This is a genomic window from Anoxybacillus amylolyticus (assembly GCF_001634285.1).
In the GTDB taxonomy this organism is placed as follows: Bacteria; Bacillota; Bacilli; order Bacillales; family Anoxybacillaceae; genus Anoxybacteroides; species Anoxybacteroides amylolyticum.
The window spans coordinates 1520322-1539419 of sequence record NZ_CP015438.1; the positions used below are offsets into that span (position 1 = coordinate 1520322).

Sequence of the window (19098 nt, forward strand, 5' to 3'; positions counted from 1 at the left end):
GTTGATTCAAGAACATGTAACAACGATACAAGGAGTTCGCGTGCATTTATTACCGACCGATAAATATAAAACGACTACGTTGGTTTTGAAATTAAAAGCACCGCTCGCAAAAGAAACAGTGACGATGCGTGCACTTTTGCCGTACGTATGGCAAAGCGGAACGGCAAACTACCCGACGATGAAGGCGCTTCGTACGTATTTAGATGACTTATATGGGGCAACGTTAAACGTCGATTTAATGAAAAAAGGAGAACACCATGTGATGACGATTCGCCTAGATGTGGCGAATGAAAAATTTTTATCGGAACAGATGCCGCTGCTTCACGAAGCCATTTCATTATTAAGCGATATCGTTCTTCGCCCTGCATTAGAAAACGGGCGGTTCTTTTCACAAATTGTCGAACAAGAAAAGCGGGCGTTAAAGCAGCGCATTCAATCGGTATATGACGATAAAATGCGCTATGCGAACTTGCGCCTCGTCGAAGAAATGTGTCAAAATGAGCCGTATGCGCTGCATGTTCACGGTCGGCTAGAAGATATTGAGGCGATTACGCCAGAAAGTTTGTTTGCATACTATGAAAAAGTGTTACGAGAGGATGAAATTGATTTATACGTCATCGGCGATATCGAAGAAGTGCACACGTTAGAAATGATTCGTTCCCATTTTTCGTTTCCAAGCCGTTCGGCACAAACTGTCTCACTTGTCACTACACAACCAAAAACGGTCATCGATGTTCGGCAAGTGGTCGAAAAGCAAGACGTTAAGCAAGGCAAGCTAAACATTGGCTACCGTACGCACATTACGTATGAAGACGACGATTATTATGCACTTCAGCAATTTAACGGCATTTTCGGTGGGTTTTCCCACTCCAAGCTGTTTATTAACGTACGAGAAAAAGCGAGCCTTGCGTATTATGCCGCTTCTCGACTTGAAAGCCATAAAGGGTTATTAATGGTAATGACTGGTATCGAACCAACAAACTACGAAAAGGCGCTTCATATTATTCATGAACAGATGAAGGCGATGAAGCAAGGCGATTTTACAGATGAGGAAATGGCGCAGACGAAAGCCGTCATTCGCAATCAGTTGCTTGAAACGCTCGATACACCAAGAGGGCTTGTTGAAGTACTATACCATAACGTCATATCCGCTCGAAAGCGCCCAGTCGAGGAATGGCTTGCGAAAATCGAAGATGTATCACGAGAAGCCGTCATTCGCGTCGCAGAAAAAGTGGAACTTGATACGATTTATTTCCTCACTGGAATGGAGGGAAAATAATGGAGAAAATCGTTTATGACCAATTGCAAGAGCAATTGTATTATGAAAAAATGCCGAATGGACTCGATGTCTATTTGTTGCCAAAAAAAGCGTTTAACAAAACGTACGCCGTGTTTACGACAAAATACGGCTCGGTCGATAATCAATTCGTTCCGCGTGGGAAAACGGAGATGAAGCGCGTCCCGGACGGCATCGCCCATTTTCTTGAGCATAAGTTGTTTGAAAAAGAAGACGGAGATGTGTTTCACCAGTTTAGCAAACAAGGGGCATCAGCTAATGCGTTTACTTCATTTACGAGAACCGCGTACTTGTTTTCGAGTACGTCTGATGTCGAAAAAAATGTCGAAACGTTAATCGATTTCGTTCAATCCCCTTATTTTTCGGAACAAACGGTTGAAAAAGAAAAAGGGATTATTGGGCAAGAAATTCGCATGTACGATGACAACCCAGATTGGCGTCTTTATTTTGGGGTGATTGAAAGCCTTTATCATCATCACCCAGTGAAAATTGATATTGCAGGGACGGTTGAATCGATTGCGGACATTACGAAAGAATTGCTCTACGAATGTTATGAAACGTTTTATCACCCGAGCAATATGCTTCTATTTATTGTTGGACCAATCGACGAGCAAGCGATGATGGAACAAATTCGCCGCAATCAAGCGAAAAAAACGTTTCCATCTCCAGAGCCGATCCAACGATACGTATACGAAGAACCAAAAGAGGTAGCCACCCCACGTCGTGTCATTCCGATGCACGTACAAACGAGCAAATGTTTAGTGGGCATAAAAGCAAAGCACGTTGTTTCCAAAGGAAAAGAAAAGCTGACACATGAATTGGCAATGAACGTGTTGCTCGATTATTTGTTCGGAAAGAGCTCTTCGCATTATGAGCGGCTCTACCAAGCGGGGATTATTGACGAAACGTTTGCGTATGACTATACGGAAGAAGAGTCGTTCGGATTTGCAATTGTCGGCGGGGATACGAGCGACCCTGACCGCCTTTCCGAAGAACTGAAGCAAATGATTTTGTCGTTTGAACCATCTGCGTTGACAGCGGAAGCGTTAGAAAGAGTAAAAAAGAAAAAAATTGGGGCATTTTTACGCGCATTAAATTCTCCGGAATATATCGCAAACCAATTTACACGCTATGCATTTCACGAAACGAGTTTGTTTGAAGTTGCGAAAGTGTTACAATCGTTAACAGTCGATGATGTGAGAGAAGTGGTGGACGAATGTTTTCATGAATCACAGTTAGCCGTCTGTCAGATCGTTCCGAAAGCAAGCATGTGAGCATCCTTTTTGAAAGGATGCTTTTTTAGGGGGGGTAACGTGAAATATGCATTAATTACTGGTGCAAGTGGGGGAATCGGGATGAGTATTGCTCGACAGCTTGCACGAGACGGGTATGGGCTTTTTTTGCATTACTATCGAAACAAATTGCGTGTCGAATCGTTATGCGAGGAGCTAGGAGTATGGAGCACTGCTATTCGAGCAGATTTAGCAACACGAGACGGGGCAGAGCAACTTGTCGGGCAAATTGACCGTCCGCTTGATGCTATTGTTCATGTCAGTGGTAATAGTTATTATGGGCTTATTACCGATATGACCGATGAAGAGGTGCAGCGCATGGTGCAACTTCACCTTACTTCTCCGGTACTTATCACGAAAAAATTGCTTCCGTCGATGATTCGAAAAAAAAGCGGCAATATTATCGTCATCTCTTCCATTTGGGGGCTGGCAGGAGCGTCGTGCGAAGTCGTATATTCGATGGTGAAAGGTGGACAAAATACGCTTATAAAAGCATTGGCAAAAGAGTTGGCGCCAAGCGGTATTCGCGTGAACGCCGTTGCGCCGGGTGCGATTCGGACAGAGATGTTACAATCATTTAGTGAAACAGAGTTACAACAGATGGCAGAAGACATCCCGCTCGGTCGCATCGGTGAACCGAACGAAGTGGCGCAAACAGTGTCATTTTTACTTTCCGATGCTGCCTCTTACATTACAGGGCAAATCATCAGCGTCAACGGAGGATGGTATTGTTAGCTAGAGAAAAAAGAACGTATATTTTGGCGCGAAGACGGCAAACTATACATGAAACTGAATAGAGGAGGGAGAATATGTCTGTATTAGACAACTTCGATCAATGGAAAGACTTTTTAGGCGATCGCTTGCAACAGGCAAAGCAACAGGGATTAAACCAAGAAGTGATCTCCGATGTTGCGTATCAAATCGGGGACTATCTAGCAAAACAAGTTGACCCGAAAACACCTGAAGAACGATTGCTTTCCGACTTATGGAGCGTAGCGGATGAGCGCGAACAACACGCGATTGCGAACATGATGGTAAAATTAGTGCAACAAAAATAAGAGAGGGCATTCCTCTCTTTTTTCATGGACAAGAAACGTTCCCTTTTCTGTTGCGTTTCTTATTGATATTATAGTAGTATGAACTTATCATATGATACGTGTCTCCTTCGGCAAGGGAGGGAATAGGATGGGGAAGCAAGAGTGGTATTTAGAATATGAAATTCACATTAATCGCCCAGGATTGTTAGGGGATATTTCGTCACTACTAGGGATGCTGTCCATTAATATTGTCACGATTAATGGTGTTCATGATTCCCGCCGTGGTATGTTGTTGCGTTGCGACAATAACGAACAAATTGAGCGGCTTGCATCGATTTTACGAACAATGGATAACATAACCATTACAAAGCTAAGACAGCCAAAGTTGCTCGACCGTCTAGCCGTGCGGCACGGTCGCTACATTCAGCGCGATGCGGACGATAAAAAGACATTTCGGTTTGTTCGGGATGAACTTGGACTTTTAGTCGATTTTATGGCAGAGATTTTCAAACAAGAAGGGCATAAACTTATTGGGATTCGCGGTATGCCGCGCGTCGGAAAGACGGAATCGATTGTTGCTGCGAGTGTTTGTGCGAATAAACGATGGCTTTTTGTTTCATCGACGCTCATTAAGCAGACGGTTCGCAGCCAACTCATTGAAGACGAATATAGCGAAAATAATATTTTTATCATTGACGGAATCGTTTCGACGCGCCGCGCCAATGAACGGCATTGGCAGCTGATTCGTGAGCTGATGCGTTTAGAAGCAACAAAAGTTGTCGAGCATCCGGATATTTTTGTGCGCCACACAGAGTATACGCTTGATGATTTTGACTATATTATTGAACTACGTAACCATCCATCCGAAGAAATTACATACGATGTCGTCGAGCAACAGTCGTTGTTTTCGCCTGACGGATTTTCGGGGTTTGACTTTTAACAAAATGGAAGGTGTTATCGTTGACAGAGCTAGGGAAACGGTTAAAAGAGGCGAGAGAAGCGAAAAAAATCAGTTTGGATGAACTGCAACAAATGACAAAAATTCAAAAGCGCTATCTAATCGGCATTGAAGAAGGAAATTACGCGATCATGCCGGGTAACTTTTATGTGCGCGCATTTATTAAACAATACGCAGAAGCAGTCGGGCTAGATGCCGAGGAAATTTTCCATGAATATGCACACGAAATTCCGGCGACGCAGCACGATGAATTGCCGGAACAGCTTTCCCGCGTGAAAAGCCGACAACAACTAACGACGAAATATGATAAGTGGCTTGCTTTGTTGCCGAAAGTGTTGGTGGCTGTAGCTCTGATTGGTGTGGCAGTGATGGTTTGGATGTTTTTGCAAAGCCGAAGCGCCACCGAAGAGCCGAACCCACAGACGACGAATAGCTCAACAGAAGTGGAGCAGTCGAAAAATTCTCCACTTGAAAAAGCGGTCGAGAAACAAAAACAAAAGAAAGAAGAGGAAAAACAGCAAGAAGAAAACAAGACGAACGAATCAACTGCTACTACTTTAGCGGTAACCGAAACGAAAGGAAATACCGCAACGATTGAAGTGACTGCTAGCCAATTCCAACTAGAGCTTACGTCAAAAGGCGCTTCGTGGGTGGAAGTATTTAACGGGAAAGGTCATTCGTTTTATAAAGGAACGTTGCAAAATGGACAAACACAATCGTTTGATTTAACATCGGAAACGGAAGTGGTTGTGAAAATCGGACGGACGTTAGATGTGGAAATAAAAGTGAACGGACAGCTGTTTACGTACCCAATCGATCCGACCAAAGTAGTGTATCAAAAACTGAAGTTTATCGTGAAAAAGTCGTAAGTCATCTATTCGTTTAGATGACTTTTACATGTTTGACAGCGGAGGTATTAATGGTGAATTTGCCAAATAAAATTACAGTAGCACGTATTACGCTTATCCCTCTTTTCTTACTTGTGATGGTTGTGCCGTTTCATTGGGGCACTGTTGATATGGGAACGGAGTCTGTTCCCGTCACTCATCTTGTCGGCGCAGCGATTTTTATTATTGCATCTGCGACCGATTGGTTAGATGGGTATTATGCTCGAAAATACCAACTTATAACAAATTTAGGGAAGTTTTTAGATCCGCTTGCGGATAAATTGCTTGTGTCGGCAGCCCTCATTGTGCTTGTTGAGCTGCATTATGCGCCGGCATGGATGGTCATTGTCATTATTAGCCGCGAGTTTGCGGTGACAGGTCTTCGGCTTGTATTGGCGGGAGAAGGGGAAGTAGTGGCAGCGAACATGCTTGGAAAAATTAAGACGTGGACGCAAATTGTTGCGATTTCGGCACTATTGCTTCACAATTGGCCGTTTGCTTACTTTTCGTTTCCGTTTGCCGATTTAGCGCTATGGGTGGCTGTTATTTTTACCATTTGGTCAGGATGGGATTATTTCGCGAAAAACAAACACGCGTTTTTGCATTCGAAATAAAAGGGGATGGATTATGTGAATGCCGAATTGATTGCGGTCGGTTCAGAATTGTTGCTTGGACAAATTGCGAATACGAACGCACAATTTTTGTCGCAGCAACTAGCCGAGTTAGGGATTAACGTTTATTTTCATACGGTTGTCGGCGACAATGTCCACCGACTAGAACAGGCGGTGAACATTGCACAAACTCGGGCAAATTTAATTATTTTTACCGGTGGGCTCGGTCCGACGAAAGATGACTTGACGAAGGAGACAATTGCGCGCATAGTAAAGCGGGAGCTTGTAATCGATGAAGAAGCGCTTCGTTCGATTGAAGCATATTACGCTCGTACAAAGCGGACGATGACGGAAAACAATAAAAAGCAGGCGCTCGTGTTAAGCGGTTCGGTCGTATTGAAAAACGACTATGGGATGGCGCCAGGGATGGCATTAACCGTAGACGGTATAACGTATATGTTGCTTCCAGGTCCGCCAAAAGAAATGAACCCGATGTTTATTCGCTATGCTCGCCCGTTTTTGCTTGGAAAGCTAAAGCAGCATGAACGCATCGAGTCGCGCGTGCTGCGCTTTTTTGGCATTGGGGAGTCACAGCTAGAAACGGAAATTGAAGATTTGCTGGAGCGACAATCCAATCCGACGATTGCACCGCTAGCTGGCGATGGGGAAGTGACATTGCGGCTAACAGCGAAGCATTCGTCCGCTATTGAGGCGCAAAAGCTACTGGATGAAACAGAACAGGCGATTGTCAAACGGGTCGGCCAATATTTATATGGCTATAATGAAGATACACTGTTTACAAAACTGATGGAACGGTTAAACGCGCACGGAAAGACGATTGCAGCGGCAGAAAGCTTAACGGGCGGTCGGTTTACAGCTGAACTGACGGTCATTCCTAGCGCCTCGAAAGCGGTGAAAGGCGGGATTGTTTGTTATACGAATGAAGTAAAAGAACGAGTGTTGTTCATCCCTTCTGAAATATTGGAAACAGCGGGAGCCGTCAGTGAGCAATGCGCTAAGCTCCTTGCAGAGCATGTGCGCAACGTTTGCCAAGCAGACATCGGTATTAGTTTTACCGGCGTGGCAGGACCAGATCCGCTCGAAGGAAAGCAAGCAGGCACGGTATATATCGGTATAGCAACCGCAGGACAGGAAACAGAAGTGCATGCTCTTATGCTTGCTGGCGACCGAGAAACGATTCGCACGCGCGCCATTAAATATGGTTGTTTTGCAGTGCTTAAGCGATTAGCAGCCGCCGTATAGGTGGCTGTTTTTTCCATAAGAAACATAAAAAAGGCTCTTCACCAAAAGTTGTACTTGATTTTTTCATAACATGCCCCACTTACGCTTGAGTAAATCAATAATTTTTGCACATCCTTGTTCAGGAGAACGTATCGCTTGTCAAGCACATGTTGTGGTGATGAACCATAAAAAATAACGAATGGATGTTCGTTTTTTTCTTGGCAAAGGACAGAAAACGCGATATAGTAGTAGGTAGTAACCGATAAGGAGGAATAGAAAATGAATCAAGACCGCCAAGCGGCCTTGGAACAGGCGCTCAAGCAAATTGAAAAGCAGTTTGGTAAAGGTTCGATTATGAAACTTGGGGAGCAAGCTGAACGGCAAATTTCCACCATCTCAAGCGGCTCGCTTGCGCTCGATATCGCTTTAGGTGTGGGCGGATATCCGCGAGGACGAATCGTCGAAATTTATGGACCAGAATCTTCAGGGAAAACGACCGTTGCCCTTCATGCGATTGCAGAAGTACAAAAACAAGGCGGCCAAGCAGCGTTCATTGACGCAGAGCATGCGCTTGATCCAATATATGCTAAAAACCTAGGCGTCAATATCGACGAATTGCTCCTTTCCCAACCGGACACAGGAGAACAAGCGCTCGAAATTGCAGAGGCGCTTGTCAGAAGCGGTGCGGTAGATATTATCGTTATTGATTCAGTGGCAGCGCTTGTTCCGAAAGCGGAAATCGAAGGGGATATGGGCGACTCCCATGTCGGTTTGCAGGCACGTTTAATGTCACAAGCGCTACGGAAACTCTCTGGCGCGATCAACAAATCGAAAACAATTGCTATCTTTATTAACCAAATTCGCGAAAAAGTAGGAGTGATGTTTGGAAACCCGGAAACAACCCCGGGGGGAAGAGCGCTCAAGTTTTACGCTTCCGTTCGTTTAGAAGTGCGCCGTGCTGAACAAATCAAACAAGGCAATGATATGGTTGGAAACAAAACGAAAATTAAAGTAGTAAAAAATAAAGTTGCCCCTCCATTTAAAACTGCTGATGTTGATATCATGTATGGCGAAGGAATTTCTCGCGAAGGTGAAATTATTGACATGGGTTCTGAACTTGACATTATTCAAAAGAGCGGTTCATGGTATTCGTATAAAGACGAACGTCTTGGCCAGGGCCGCGAAAATGCCAAACAGTTTTTAAAAGAAAACCCGCATATTGCAGAGGAAATTGCGAAAGAAATTCGCGACCATTATGGTGTAGACGCAGTGCGTGTAGCAAGCACAGCAAACGACCAACAAGACGAACTCGACTTTTTCGAAGAATAAAGAAAATGAGAACAGACCGTAAAAAAACGTGGTCTGTTCTTATTTTTTTAACATCTTTCCGAAAGAAGTCTCCCACTTCTAAACGAAGTGAAAGTGGGAGATGAATTTCGGTGAGGCGTAGGTATGAGTTGTTTCTTTTTTTGTGTTATGATATAATCAGTCTTAGAAAAATGAAAGGCTGTTGTATCAATGAAATTAGACAATAATAACCATTCAGTATTCCCGATGTATTATCATCTTGTTCTGGTTGTAAAATATCGCAGACAAGTGATTGATGATACCATATCTGACTATGCAAAAGATATGTTTGTGAGATTGGGGAAAAATTACAATATTTCCTTGGTCGAATGGAATCACGATATGGACCATGTGCATATTTTGTTCAAAGCACATCCGAATAGTGAACTATCAAAGTTTATCAATGTCTATAAAAGTGCAAGTTCTCGACTGATTAAAAAGCATTTTCCGCAAGTGAAAAGAAAACTGTGGAAAGAATATTTTTGGTCAAGAGGTTTTTTCCTGCTTACAACGGGCGGTGCCCCCCTTGAAGTAATAAAAAAATATATAGAAAATCAAGGGATGAAGTGATGTGGTGTCGATATGGTAAACAAAGTCTATCAGTTCCGCTTGTACCCAACAAAAGAACAAGAACAGCTGCTTGCCAAAACCTTCGGTTGTGTCCGTTTCGTTTATAACAAAATGCTTGAAGAACGCATACAAATTTATGAAAAGTTCAAAGACGACAAAGAAGCTTTGAAAAAACAAACATTTCCGACCCCTGCCAAGTACAAAAAGGAGTTTCCTTGGCTTAAAGAAGTGGATAGCCTTGCGCTGGCAAACGCCCAATTGAATTTGCAGAAAGCGTTTCAAAATTTCTTTTCGGGTCGTGCTGGATTTCCAAAGTTCAAAAACCGCAAGGCGAAACAGTCGTACACCACAAATGTGGTCAATGGCAATATTCAACTTTCAGATGGCTATATCAAGTTACCCAAACGGAAATGGGTCAAGTTCAAGCAACATCGGGAGATTCCTGCCCACCATATCATCAAGGCTTGTACGATCACGAAAACAAAAACAGGAAAATACTATGTTTCTATTCTCACCGAATACGAACATCAACCTGTCCCCAAAGAAATACAAACGGTTGGTGGGCTTGATTTTTCCATGAATACGCTGTATGTCGATAGCGAGGGTAAGAGAGCCAATTATCCTCGTTTCTATCGGCAAGCATTGGAAAAATTAGCGAAAGAACAACGGATATTATCACGCCGAAAGAAAGGGTCTAATCGTTGGCATAAACAGCGTCTGAAAATTGCAAAGCTACATGAAAAAATGGCGAACCAACGAAAAGACTTTCTGCATAAGGAGTCGCACCAATTAGCGAAACTTTATGATTGCGTGGTCATCGAAGACCTCAACATGAAAGGGATGTCGCAAGTTCTGAATTTCGGCAAGAGCGTTCATGACAACGGCTGGGGGATGTTCACGACATTTCTCCAATACAAGTTAGAGGAGCAAGGGAAAAAGCTTATCAAAATAGATAAGTGGTTTCCGTCATCTAAAACTTGTTCATGTTGCGGTCAAGTAAAGGAATCTTTATCGCTTTCTGAGCGTACATTCCGCTGTGAATGTGGATTCGAGAGCGACAGGGACGTCAATGCGGCAATCAATATCAAACATGAGGGCATGAAACGATTAGCGATAGCCTAACTTGTCCTCGAACCGTGGGACACACGGGGATCGCTCAGTCAACTTCCCGTCATGAGATGGGATTACCTGAGAAGCCCCACCTCTAAGCGAAGCGTAGGTGGTGGGAGCATGTCACCATTCTGTTATATTGTAATGCTTATTATCTTGACAATAAATGTTATCGCCTTTAAAATGAACATGTATATTTTAGAAAAAATGAAGGTCCGGGTTTCATCCTTTAAAAGGTGGAACACTTTGAATCGGGCGTACAGAGCGGGAGCGCTTGTTGTTTTTGATGAACATTTTGACGCCGTCAGCAAAAACAAAAGCCTTTTCGCTGTATGTGGAAATGGTAACGATTGCCGACATTCATGAAGCAACAAACAAGTTTATAGCAAGAGGAGGTGAAAAGGATGGGTGTTAATATAATCATCTCCGCTTTGCTTAGTCTAGTCGTGGGTGCAGTTGTTGGCTTTTTTGTTCGTAAATCGATTGCAGAAGCGAAAATTGGTGGTGCCCAAGTGGCGGCTAACCAAATTCTTGAAGAAGCAAAACGGGAAGCAGACGCACTAAAAAAAGAAGCGCTTCTTGAGGCGAAAGATGAGATTCATAAACTTCGGGCAGAAGCGGAACGCGATATCCGCGATCGTCGCAGCGAACTGCAAAAACAAGAAAACCGGTTATTGCAAAAAGAAGAGAATCTCGACCGAAAAGATGACGCGTTAAACAAACGCGAGGCGCTTTTAGAGAAAAAAGAAGAAACACTTAACAAAAGACAACAGCATATTGAAGAGATGGAAAGCAAAGTGGAAGAGCTCGTTCAAAAAGAACAAGCAGAACTAGAGCGTATTTCTAGCTTAACGCGCGAAGAAGCACGTCAAATTATTTTAGAGCGTGTCGAGAAAGAACTTTCGCATGAAATTGCGATGATGATTAAAGAGGCAGAAACACGTGCAAAAGAAGAAGCAGATAAAAAAGCGAAAGAAATTTTATCTATGGCGATTCAGCGCTGTGCGGCGGATCACGTGGCAGAAACAACCGTATCGGTTGTCAACTTGCCGAACGATGAAATGAAAGGTCGCATTATTGGCCGTGAAGGTCGCAATATTCGGACGTTAGAAACGCTAACGGGCATCGATTTAATTATCGATGATACACCAGAAGCGGTGATTTTATCCGGCTTTGATCCAATTCGTCGCGAAACGGCTAGACTTGCTTTAGATAAGCTTGTCCAAGATGGACGTATCCATCCGGCACGAATCGAAGAGATGGTTGAAAAAGCAAGGCGCGAAGTGGATGAACACATTCGCGAAGTCGGAGAACAGACGACGTTTGAAGTAGGCGTGCATGGCTTGCATCCTGACTTAATTAAAATTTTAGGACGTTTGAAATTCCGGACAAGCTACGGGCAAAACGTGCTAAAACATTCGATGGAAGTGGCATTTCTTGCAGGGTTAATGGCAGCAGAGCTAGGAGAAGATGAAATGCTTGCAAGACGAGCTGGTCTTCTTCATGACATCGGCAAAGCGATTGACCATGAAGTGGAAGGAAGCCATGTCGAAATCGGTGTTGAGTTGGCAACGAAATATAAGGAACATCCGGTTGTCATCAATAGCATCGCTTCTCACCATGGCGATACGGCGCCAACATCCATTATCGCTGTGCTTGTTGCAGCAGCGGATGCGTTGTCGGCGGCAAGACCTGGAGCAAGAAGCGAAACGTTGGAAAACTATATTCGCCGCCTTGAAAAGCTTGAAGAAATTGCGGAATCGTATGAAGGCGTTGAAAAATCATATGCAATTCAAGCAGGTCGAGAAGTGCGCATCATTGTAAAACCAGATGCGATCGACGATCTCGAAGCACATCGATTAGCGCGCGACATTCGTAAACGAATTGAGGAAGAGCTCGATTACCCAGGACATATTAAAATTACCGTCATTCGTGAAACGCGAGCGGTAGAGTACGCGAAATAAAGTGGCGATACTGCCACTTTATTTTTTTTCGATTTTGTGCCAAACTTGAACTAGCAAAACTTTACGTGTAGAAAGGGTTAGACGATGAGATTGTTGTTTATTGGAGATGTCGTCGGAGCACCGGGACGAAAAATGGTCGAACAATATCTCCCAAAACTAAAAACAAAACATAAGCCACACGTCATTATTCTTAACGGGGAAAACGCGGCTGGCGGAAAAGGAATTACTGGGAAAATTTATCGCGGATTTTTAGAACAAGGGGCGCATGCGGTCACGTTAGGAAATCACGCATGGGACAATCGAGACATTTTTGAGTTTATCGATGAAGCAAAAGCGTTAGTCCGGCCCGCGAATTTGCCGATTGGAACGCCTGGAAAAGGAATTGTTTATATCGCGACAGAACATGGGGAAGTAGCGGTCATTAATTTGCAAGGACGGACGTTTTTGCCGGCCATTGATTGTCCGTTTCGTAAAGCCGACGAATTGGTTGCGGAAGCAATGCAGCGAACGCCGATTATTTTTGTGGATTTTCACGCGGAAGCAACAAGCGAAAAACAGGCGATGGGATGGCATTTAGACGGACGTGTTTCCGCTGTCATCGGCACGCATACGCACGTCCAAACAGCAGATGCCCGCATTTTACCGAAAGGTACAGCATACATGACAGATGTCGGTATGACCGGCCCCTACGATGGTATTTTAGGGGTCGATCGCGAAGCGGTGCTGCGGAAATTTTTAACATCGCTTCCCGTTCGTTTTGAGGTGGCAGAAGGAAGAGGCCAACTAAGCGCCGTTTTGATTGAAATAGATGAAAAAACAGGGAAAGCAAAAAAGATTGAAAGAATGCTTATTAACGATGACCACCCTTATTTTGAATAGTTCACTTTTTAAGAATTTTTGAAAAATATTTTCTACCCTAGCAGGAATACTTGTCAAAACAGTGAATATAGTAACATTGAACTCATCATTGCAGAAATTAAGGAGGAACCAGGAATGGAAATATTAAAAGTTTCAGCAAAGTCGAACCCGAACTCTGTAGCTGGTGCACTTGCTGGGGTATTGCGCGAACGCGGAGCTGCCGAAATCCAAGCGATTGGCGCAGGTGCATTAAACCAAGCCGTTAAGGCCGTAGCGATCGCACGAGGATTTGTGGCACCGAGCGGAGTAGACCTTATTTGTATTCCTGCATTTACAGATATCATTATCGATGGCGAAGAGCGGACAGCAATTAAATTAATTGTCGAGCCTCGCTAATTCATTCACCGATAGCATAACCTGTTTGTCTTTTCAAACAGGTTATTTTATTTTAATAGATAGAGGTGTTGCTTCATGATTTTTGATGCACATTGTGATGCATTAATGAAATTATGGAAAAATCGATCCCTTTCGTTTGCGGATAGCCAAGAGCTTCACGTGACGTTCCAGTCACTAGCAAAAACAAAAAGCAAAGTGCAATGTTTCGCCATTTATATTCCAGAATATATCTCGGAAGAAGCGCGGTTTACGGTGGCGCTTGAAATGGTTGACTTATTTTTCGAGCATATTATTGGTCACTTTCCAGCGATTAAATTCGTCCAAACGAAAGCAGACATCGATGCATTGGCAGACGATGAAATCGGGGCGATGCTCACGTTAGAAGGATGCGAGGCAATTGGAACGAACCTTGTCAAATTAAAAACATTGCTTCGGCTTGGCGTCATGTCGGTCGGATTGACATGGAATTGGGCAAATGCTGTCGCGGACGGAGCATGGGAAGAGCGCGGGGCAGGGTTAACCCGTTTTGGAAAACAAGTGATTGCGCAATTAAACGAGGCGAAGCGATGGACAGATGTTTCTCATTTATCCGAAAAAGCGTTTTGGGAAGCGGTTGAAATCGCTGAATTCCCAATTGCTTCTCATTCTAATGCCTACGCGCTATGTCCACATCCACGCAACTTGCGCGACGAACAAATTCGCGCGTTAATCCAAAAAAACGGCATGATAGGTATTACATTCGTCCCATATTTTTTAACGACAAAACAAGCCTCCATTGCCGATGTGCTTCGTCATTTAGACTACGTTTGTTCGCTCGGTGGAGAACAGCACGTTGGGTTTGGTTCTGATTTTGACGGCATCGATGAAACGACGCGCGGGCTAGAAAATACTCGCGGCTACGAAAAGCTTGTGAACGAGTTGCAAAAACGGTACGCAGCGAGAACGGTCGACCGTTTTCTCTTTCGTAATTTTTATGACCACTTGCCGCAATAAATATGAACGATTTTTGACAGAAAGGGTTGCATTTTTTTTCCGATAGGTCTAGAATGGAATCGTTTAGTATATTCCCATATGCTAAAATTTTTGCACAAATCACAAGGTGAAATTCTAGTGATTTTGTCGGAAAAATGTTACACTTATAATCGTAAACCATACGCGATAATCGATGGAATTTAAAGGGGTGTAAGAAATGATTAGTCAACTTTCATGGAAAGTTGGAGGACAACAAGGGGAAGGTATCGAAAGTACAGGGGAAATATTCTCCATTGCTTTGAACCGCTTAGGGTATTATTTGTATGGATACCGCCATTTTTCTTCCCGTATTAAAGGTGGACATACGAACAACAAAATTCGTGTCAGCACAACGCAAGTTCGTTCGGTAGCGGATGATCTTGATATATTAGTAGCATTCGACCAAGAAACGATCGACTTCAATTTTCACGAACTTCGCGATGGCGGAATCGTTCTTGCAGATGCGAAGTTTAACCCGACGATTCCAGAAGGCACAAATGTTACTTTGTATGCGGTTCCATTTACGGATATTGCAACAAATCTAGGAACATCACTTATGAAAAACATGGTTGCTGTTGGTGCTTCTAGCGCCGTGCTCGACCTTGATATTGATGTTTACCAAGAAGTGGTGGAGGAAATTTTCAGTCGCAAAGGGCAACAGGTTGTTGAGAAAAATATGGAAGCGCTTCGAGCAGGCGCTCAGTTTATGAAAGAGCAGCTTGGTGATAGCATTCAAACGATGAAGCTTGAAAAAGCCGACGGGAAAAAGCGAATGTTCATGATCGGAAACGATGCAATCGCGCTTGGTGCGCTTGCAGCAGGCGCACGTTTCATGGCTGCCTATCCGATTACTCCAGCATCGGAAATTATGGAGTATTTAATTAAAAAGCTTCCGTCATTAGGCGGTGCTGTCATTCAAACTGAAGACGAAATTGCTGCTTGTACGATGGCAATCGGTGCAAACTATGCAGGAGTGCGCACATTAACGGCGTCTGCTGGACCAGGGCTTTCTTTAATGATGGAAGCAATCGGTCTTGCCGGGATGACAGAAACGCCAGTAGTTATCGTTAATACGCAACGCGGTGGTCCAAGTACAGGATTGCCAACAAAGCAAGAACAATCTGACTTGATGGCGATGATTTACGGCACGCACGGCGAAATCCCGAAAATTGTGATTGCGCCAAGCACCGTCCAAGAAGCGTTTTACGATACAGTCGAAGCGTTTAACTTAGCGGAAGAATATCAATGCCCTGTCATCGTCTTATCTGATTTACAGCTTTCGCTTGGAAAACAAACGGTCGAACCGCTTGAATACGATAAAATTGAAATTCGTCGCGGCAAATTGGTAACAGGCGAACTTCCACTACTTCTAGGCAAAGAGAACTTTAAACGTTACGAAGTGACAGAAGATGGAATTTCCCCTCGCGTGCTCCCAGGAACACCCAACGGCATTCACCACGTCACAGGGGTTGAACATGCGGAAACAGGAAAGCCGTCTGAATCTGCCGCAAACCGCATCGCGCAAATGGATAAACGTTTACGAAAATTGAAACATTTGAAATTTAATATGCCGGTTCATAAACAAGTCAAGCATGAAGAGGCAGACGTGTTGCTTGTTGGTTTTAACTCGACGCGTGGGGCGATCGAAGAAGCGATGGAGCGCCTTGAATTAGATGGATTAAAAGTGAATCACGCGCACATTCGCCTCGTTCACCCGTTCCCGGCAGAGGAAATGTTACCGCTTGTCCAAACGGCGAAAAAAGTAATCGTTATAGAACAAAACGCAACAGGTCAATTGGCAAGCTTATTAAAAATGAATGTTGGACATGCACACAAAATTGTAAGTATCTTAAAATACGATGGCAACCCGTTCTTGCCAAATGAAGTTTATACAAAATGCAAGGAGTTGTTATAATCATGGCGACGTTTAAGGATTTTCGTAATGACGTGAAACCGAACTGGTGTCCAGGATGCGGTGACTTCTCTGTTCAAGCGGCGATTCAGCGAGCTGCGGCTAACGTTGGCTTAGAGCCGCATCAGCTAGCGATCGTTTCTGGTATCGGTTGCTCAGGGCGGATTTCTGGCTACATTCATTCCTACGGATTCCACGGCATTCATGGTCGGGCATTGCCGATTGCGCAAGGAGTAAAAATGGCGAACCGAGATTTAACGGTCATAGCAGCTGGTGGTGACGGCGACGGATTTGCTATCGGGACGGGGCATACGATTCATGCCATTCGCCGCAATATCGACATTACGTACATCGTCATGGACAACCAAATTTACGGCTTAACAAAAGGGCAAACATCGCCGCGAAGTGAAGTTGGATTTAAAACAAAAAGTACGCCACAAGGTTCAGTAGAACCAGCACTTTCCATTATGGAAATGGCGATTAGTGCAGGTGCCACATTTGTGGCGCAGAGCTTTTCGAGCGACTTAAAAGAGTTGACGCAACTTATTGAAGAAGGAATTAAACATAAAGGTTTTTCGCTAATTAACGTATTCAGCCCATGTGTTACGTATAATAAAGTGAACACGTATGACTGGTTCAAAGAACATTTAGTCAGCTTGAGCACGATCGAAGGGTACGATCCATCGAATCGCGATATGGCAATGCAAACGTTGATGAAACATAAAGGGCTCGTTACGGGGCTTATTTATCAAAACAAAGAACAAAAATCGTACCAAGACCTCGCTCACGGGTACAGCCAAACACCGCTTGTTGACGCGGATTTACAATTAAGCAAAGAAAAATTCGATCAGCTTGTTGGCGAATTTATGTAATGGAAACACTTCACTCCTAACTGGGCATTGTCCGGTTAGGAGTTTTTTGTTATGATGAATTGTTCGAGTACTCACTTGAACAATTTAGTGAACACTATTGTTTCATAGACAGACAAATTATATACTATGATAGTGTGCAATTGTTTGAAAGAAAGGAGATTGTTATGAACGAAAAACAACGACTAGAACAAACAGGACAAATCCAAACAGGCTATCCAACGGACAAAAAATCCGCTTTGGATGAATTAAAGCAAAAAACAAGCAAAGATTATGAGAAATACTTTTCGACCGTGTTTATTCCCCCAAGCTTAAAAGACGCGAAAAAGCGCGGGAAAGAAGAAGTCAAATACCATAAAGACTTTGCCATTCCGGAAGAGTTTCGTGGCATGGGGAACGGACGCAAGTTTTATATTCGCACATACGGTTGCCAAATGAACGAACATGACACCGAAGTAATGGCAGGTATTTTTATGGCGCTTGGATACGAACCGACGGATCGGCCGGAACAGGCGAACGTCATTTTGTTGAACACATGTGCCATCCGTGAAAATGCAGAAAATAAAGTATTTGGCGAAATTGGGCATTTAAAGCCACTGAAGCAAAACAACCCAGACTTGTTGCTTGGCGTATGCGGCTGTATGTCACAAGAAGAATCGGTCGTTAATAAAATTTTGAAACAATACCAATACGTTGATATGATTTTTGGCACACACAACATTCATCGATTGCCGTACATTTTAAAAGAAGCGTATATGTCGAAAGAAATGGTCGTCGAAGTATGGTCAAAAGAAGGAGACGTCATCGAAAACTTGCCGAAAGTGCGCAAAGGCAACATTAAAGCATGGGTCAATATTATGTACGGATGTGACAAGTTTTGTACGTACTGCATCGTTCCGTATACGCGCGGAAAAGAGCGAAGCCGTCGTCCGGAAGACATCATTCAAGAAGTACGCCATTTAGCAGCGCAAGGCTATCAAGAAATTACGCTTCTCGGACAAAACGTAAACGCATACGGAAAAGATTTTACCGATATGACCTATGGCCTTGGCGATTTGATGGATGAACTTCGCAAAATTGACATTCCACGTATTCGTTTTACGACAAGCCATCCGCGCGATTTCGATGACCGCTTAATCGAAGTGCTCGCCAAAGGCGGTAACTTAGTCGAACACATTCATTTGCCAGTGCAATCCGGAAGCAGCGAAGTGTTGAAAATGATGGCGCGCAAATATACGCGTGAGCAATATTTAGAGCTTGTTCGCAAAATTAAAGCAGCGATTCCAGGAGTGGCGCTCACAACAGACATTATCGTTGGCTTCCCGAACGAAACGGATGAGCAATTTGAAGAGACGTTGTCGCTTTATCGCGAAGTCGAGTTCGATTCAGCATTTACGTTCATTTATTCACCGCGCGAAGGCACACCGGCAGCGAAAATGGAAGACAACGTGCCGATGGAAGTGAAAAAAGAGCGCCTACAGCGCCTAAACGCGCTTGTGAATGAAATTTCCGCAAAAAAATTGAAGGAATATGAAGGGCAAATTGTCGAAGTATTAGTGGAAGGAGAAAGCAAAAACAATGCGGATGTCCTTGCTGGCTATACGCGCAAAAACAAGCTCGTCAACTTTATCGGTCCGAAATCAGCGATCGGCAAACTAGTGAAGGTGCGTATTACAGAAGCGAAAACATGGACACTGAACGGGGAAATGGTAGAAGAAGCGATTGAGGTGAAATAAG

Annotated in this window: 19 protein-coding genes; all 19 read left to right on the forward strand. The window is 43.8% G+C overall.

Annotation, left to right across the window (positions count from 1 at the left end):
- Position 1 precedes the first annotated feature (1 nt).
- The 19 genes from yfmF (at position 2) to miaB (ending at position 19097) form a co-directional block, all read left to right on the forward strand.
- Positions 2-1279 carry an EF-P 5-aminopentanol modification-associated protein YfmF gene (gene yfmF, locus GFC30_RS07790; RefSeq protein WP_066323981.1) on the forward strand — a complete coding sequence of 426 codons (1278 nt, stop codon included), beginning with the start codon at positions 2-4 and terminating at the stop codon, positions 1277-1279.
- The gene (gene yfmH, locus GFC30_RS07795) at positions 1279-2571 is read left to right on the forward strand and encodes an EF-P 5-aminopentanol modification-associated protein YfmH (RefSeq protein WP_066323984.1); all 1293 of its coding nucleotides are present in this window, start codon (positions 1279-1281) and stop codon (positions 2569-2571) included. The genes yfmF and yfmH overlap by 1 nt, the downstream gene beginning before the upstream one ends.
- A 39-nt stretch (positions 2572-2610) precedes the next feature.
- Complete coding sequence (gene ymfI / locus GFC30_RS07800; protein WP_066323987.1) at positions 2611-3324, forward strand: elongation factor P 5-aminopentanone reductase; 714 nt, start codon at positions 2611-2613, stop codon at positions 3322-3324.
- Positions 3325-3398: 74 nt separating this feature from the next.
- Positions 3399-3647: a DUF3243 domain-containing protein gene (locus GFC30_RS07805; RefSeq protein ID WP_066323992.1), complete on the forward strand. Its 249-nt coding sequence runs from the start codon at positions 3399-3401 to the stop codon at positions 3645-3647.
- A gap of 127 nt (positions 3648-3774) precedes the next feature.
- Complete coding sequence (locus GFC30_RS07810) at positions 3775-4566, forward strand: DUF3388 domain-containing protein (RefSeq protein WP_066323995.1); 792 nt, start codon at positions 3775-3777, stop codon at positions 4564-4566.
- Positions 4567-4586: 20 nt separating this feature from the next.
- Positions 4587-5453: a helix-turn-helix domain-containing protein gene (locus GFC30_RS07815; RefSeq protein ID WP_066323998.1), complete on the forward strand. Its 867-nt coding sequence runs from the start codon at positions 4587-4589 to the stop codon at positions 5451-5453.
- Between the two features lie 53 nt (positions 5454-5506).
- A complete protein-coding gene (pgsA, locus tag GFC30_RS07820) occupies positions 5507-6085 on the forward strand; it encodes a CDP-diacylglycerol--glycerol-3-phosphate 3-phosphatidyltransferase (protein WP_066327245.1) in 579 nt (192 codons plus the stop codon).
- Between the two features lie 15 nt (positions 6086-6100).
- Positions 6101-7345: a competence/damage-inducible protein A gene (locus tag GFC30_RS07825; protein ID WP_066324000.1), complete on the forward strand. Its 1245-nt coding sequence runs from the start codon at positions 6101-6103 to the stop codon at positions 7343-7345.
- A 258-nt stretch (positions 7346-7603) separates the two neighbouring features.
- Positions 7604-8653, forward strand: coding sequence for a recombinase RecA (recA, locus tag GFC30_RS07830; RefSeq protein WP_066324001.1), 1050 nt, complete (start codon positions 7604-7606; stop codon positions 8651-8653).
- A 189-nt stretch (positions 8654-8842) separates the two neighbouring features.
- Positions 8843-9241, forward strand: a complete 399-nt coding sequence (gene tnpA, locus GFC30_RS07835) for an IS200/IS605 family transposase (protein ID WP_066324004.1) — start codon at positions 8843-8845, stop codon at positions 9239-9241.
- A gap of 12 nt (positions 9242-9253) precedes the next feature.
- Positions 9254-10363 (forward strand): RNA-guided endonuclease InsQ/TnpB family protein, encoded by a 1110-nt coding sequence (locus tag GFC30_RS07840; RefSeq protein ID WP_066324006.1) that lies wholly within the window; start codon positions 9254-9256, stop codon positions 10361-10363.
- Positions 10364-10637: 274 nt separating this feature from the next.
- Entirely contained in the window at positions 10638-10766 is a 129-nt protein-coding gene (locus tag GFC30_RS17590; protein WP_274520044.1) for a hypothetical protein, read from the forward strand.
- Positions 10756-12315 (forward strand): ribonuclease Y, encoded by a 1560-nt coding sequence (gene rny / locus GFC30_RS07845; RefSeq protein ID WP_066324013.1) that lies wholly within the window; start codon positions 10756-10758, stop codon positions 12313-12315. Before GFC30_RS17590 ends, rny begins: the two co-directional genes overlap by 11 nt.
- An 84-nt stretch (positions 12316-12399) precedes the next feature.
- Positions 12400-13194, forward strand: a complete 795-nt coding sequence (locus tag GFC30_RS07850; protein WP_066324015.1) for a TIGR00282 family metallophosphoesterase — start codon at positions 12400-12402, stop codon at positions 13192-13194.
- 114 nt (positions 13195-13308) lie between these two features.
- Positions 13309-13569: a stage V sporulation protein SpoVS gene (gene spoVS, locus GFC30_RS07855; RefSeq protein WP_027408762.1), complete on the forward strand. Its 261-nt coding sequence runs from the start codon at positions 13309-13311 to the stop codon at positions 13567-13569.
- A 75-nt stretch (positions 13570-13644) separates the two neighbouring features.
- Entirely contained in the window at positions 13645-14562 is a 918-nt protein-coding gene (locus tag GFC30_RS07860; RefSeq protein WP_066324016.1) for a dipeptidase, read from the forward strand.
- A gap of 196 nt (positions 14563-14758) precedes the next feature.
- On the forward strand, positions 14759-16495 hold the full coding sequence (locus GFC30_RS07865; RefSeq protein ID WP_066324017.1) for a 2-oxoacid:acceptor oxidoreductase subunit alpha: 1737 nt from the start codon (positions 14759-14761) through the stop codon (positions 16493-16495).
- A 2-nt stretch (positions 16496-16497) separates the two neighbouring features.
- Positions 16498-17364, forward strand: coding sequence for a 2-oxoacid:ferredoxin oxidoreductase subunit beta (locus GFC30_RS07870; protein WP_066324018.1), 867 nt, complete (start codon positions 16498-16500; stop codon positions 17362-17364).
- 164 nt (positions 17365-17528) lie between these two features.
- Positions 17529-19097: a tRNA (N6-isopentenyl adenosine(37)-C2)-methylthiotransferase MiaB gene (gene miaB / locus GFC30_RS07875; RefSeq protein WP_066324020.1), complete on the forward strand. Its 1569-nt coding sequence runs from the start codon at positions 17529-17531 to the stop codon at positions 19095-19097.
- The last annotated feature ends 1 nt before the right edge of the window (position 19098 follow it).

Excerpts from the sequence above, each read along its gene's own strand:
- GFC30_RS07805 (WP_066323992.1), top strand. The coding sequence starts at position 3,399 with ATGTCTGTATTAGACAACTTCGATCAATGGAAAGACTTTTTAGGCGAT.
- GFC30_RS07810 (WP_066323995.1), top strand. The coding sequence starts at position 3,775 with ATGGGGAAGCAAGAGTGGTATTTAGAATATGAAATTCACATTAATCGC.
- tnpA (WP_066324004.1), top strand. The coding sequence starts at position 8,843 with ATGAAATTAGACAATAATAACCATTCAGTATTCCCGATGTATTATCAT.
- GFC30_RS07860 (WP_066324016.1), top strand. The coding sequence starts at position 13,645 with ATGATTTTTGATGCACATTGTGATGCATTAATGAAATTATGGAAAAAT.
- spoVS (WP_027408762.1), top strand. The coding sequence starts at position 13,309 with ATGGAAATATTAAAAGTTTCAGCAAAGTCGAACCCGAACTCTGTAGCT.
- GFC30_RS07865 (WP_066324017.1), top strand. The coding sequence starts at position 14,759 with ATGATTAGTCAACTTTCATGGAAAGTTGGAGGACAACAAGGGGAAGGT.
- rny (WP_066324013.1), top strand. The coding sequence starts at position 10,756 with ATGGGTGTTAATATAATCATCTCCGCTTTGCTTAGTCTAGTCGTGGGT.
- yfmH (WP_066323984.1), top strand. The coding sequence starts at position 1,279 with ATGGAGAAAATCGTTTATGACCAATTGCAAGAGCAATTGTATTATGAA.
- GFC30_RS17590 (WP_274520044.1), top strand. The coding sequence starts at position 10,638 with ATGAACATTTTGACGCCGTCAGCAAAAACAAAAGCCTTTTCGCTGTAT.
- GFC30_RS07870 (WP_066324018.1), top strand. The coding sequence starts at position 16,498 with ATGGCGACGTTTAAGGATTTTCGTAATGACGTGAAACCGAACTGGTGT.
- miaB (WP_066324020.1), top strand. The coding sequence starts at position 17,529 with ATGAACGAAAAACAACGACTAGAACAAACAGGACAAATCCAAACAGGC.
- recA (WP_066324001.1), top strand. The coding sequence starts at position 7,604 with ATGAATCAAGACCGCCAAGCGGCCTTGGAACAGGCGCTCAAGCAAATT.
- GFC30_RS07850 (WP_066324015.1), top strand. The coding sequence starts at position 12,400 with ATGAGATTGTTGTTTATTGGAGATGTCGTCGGAGCACCGGGACGAAAA.
- GFC30_RS07840 (WP_066324006.1), top strand. The coding sequence starts at position 9,254 with ATGGTAAACAAAGTCTATCAGTTCCGCTTGTACCCAACAAAAGAACAA.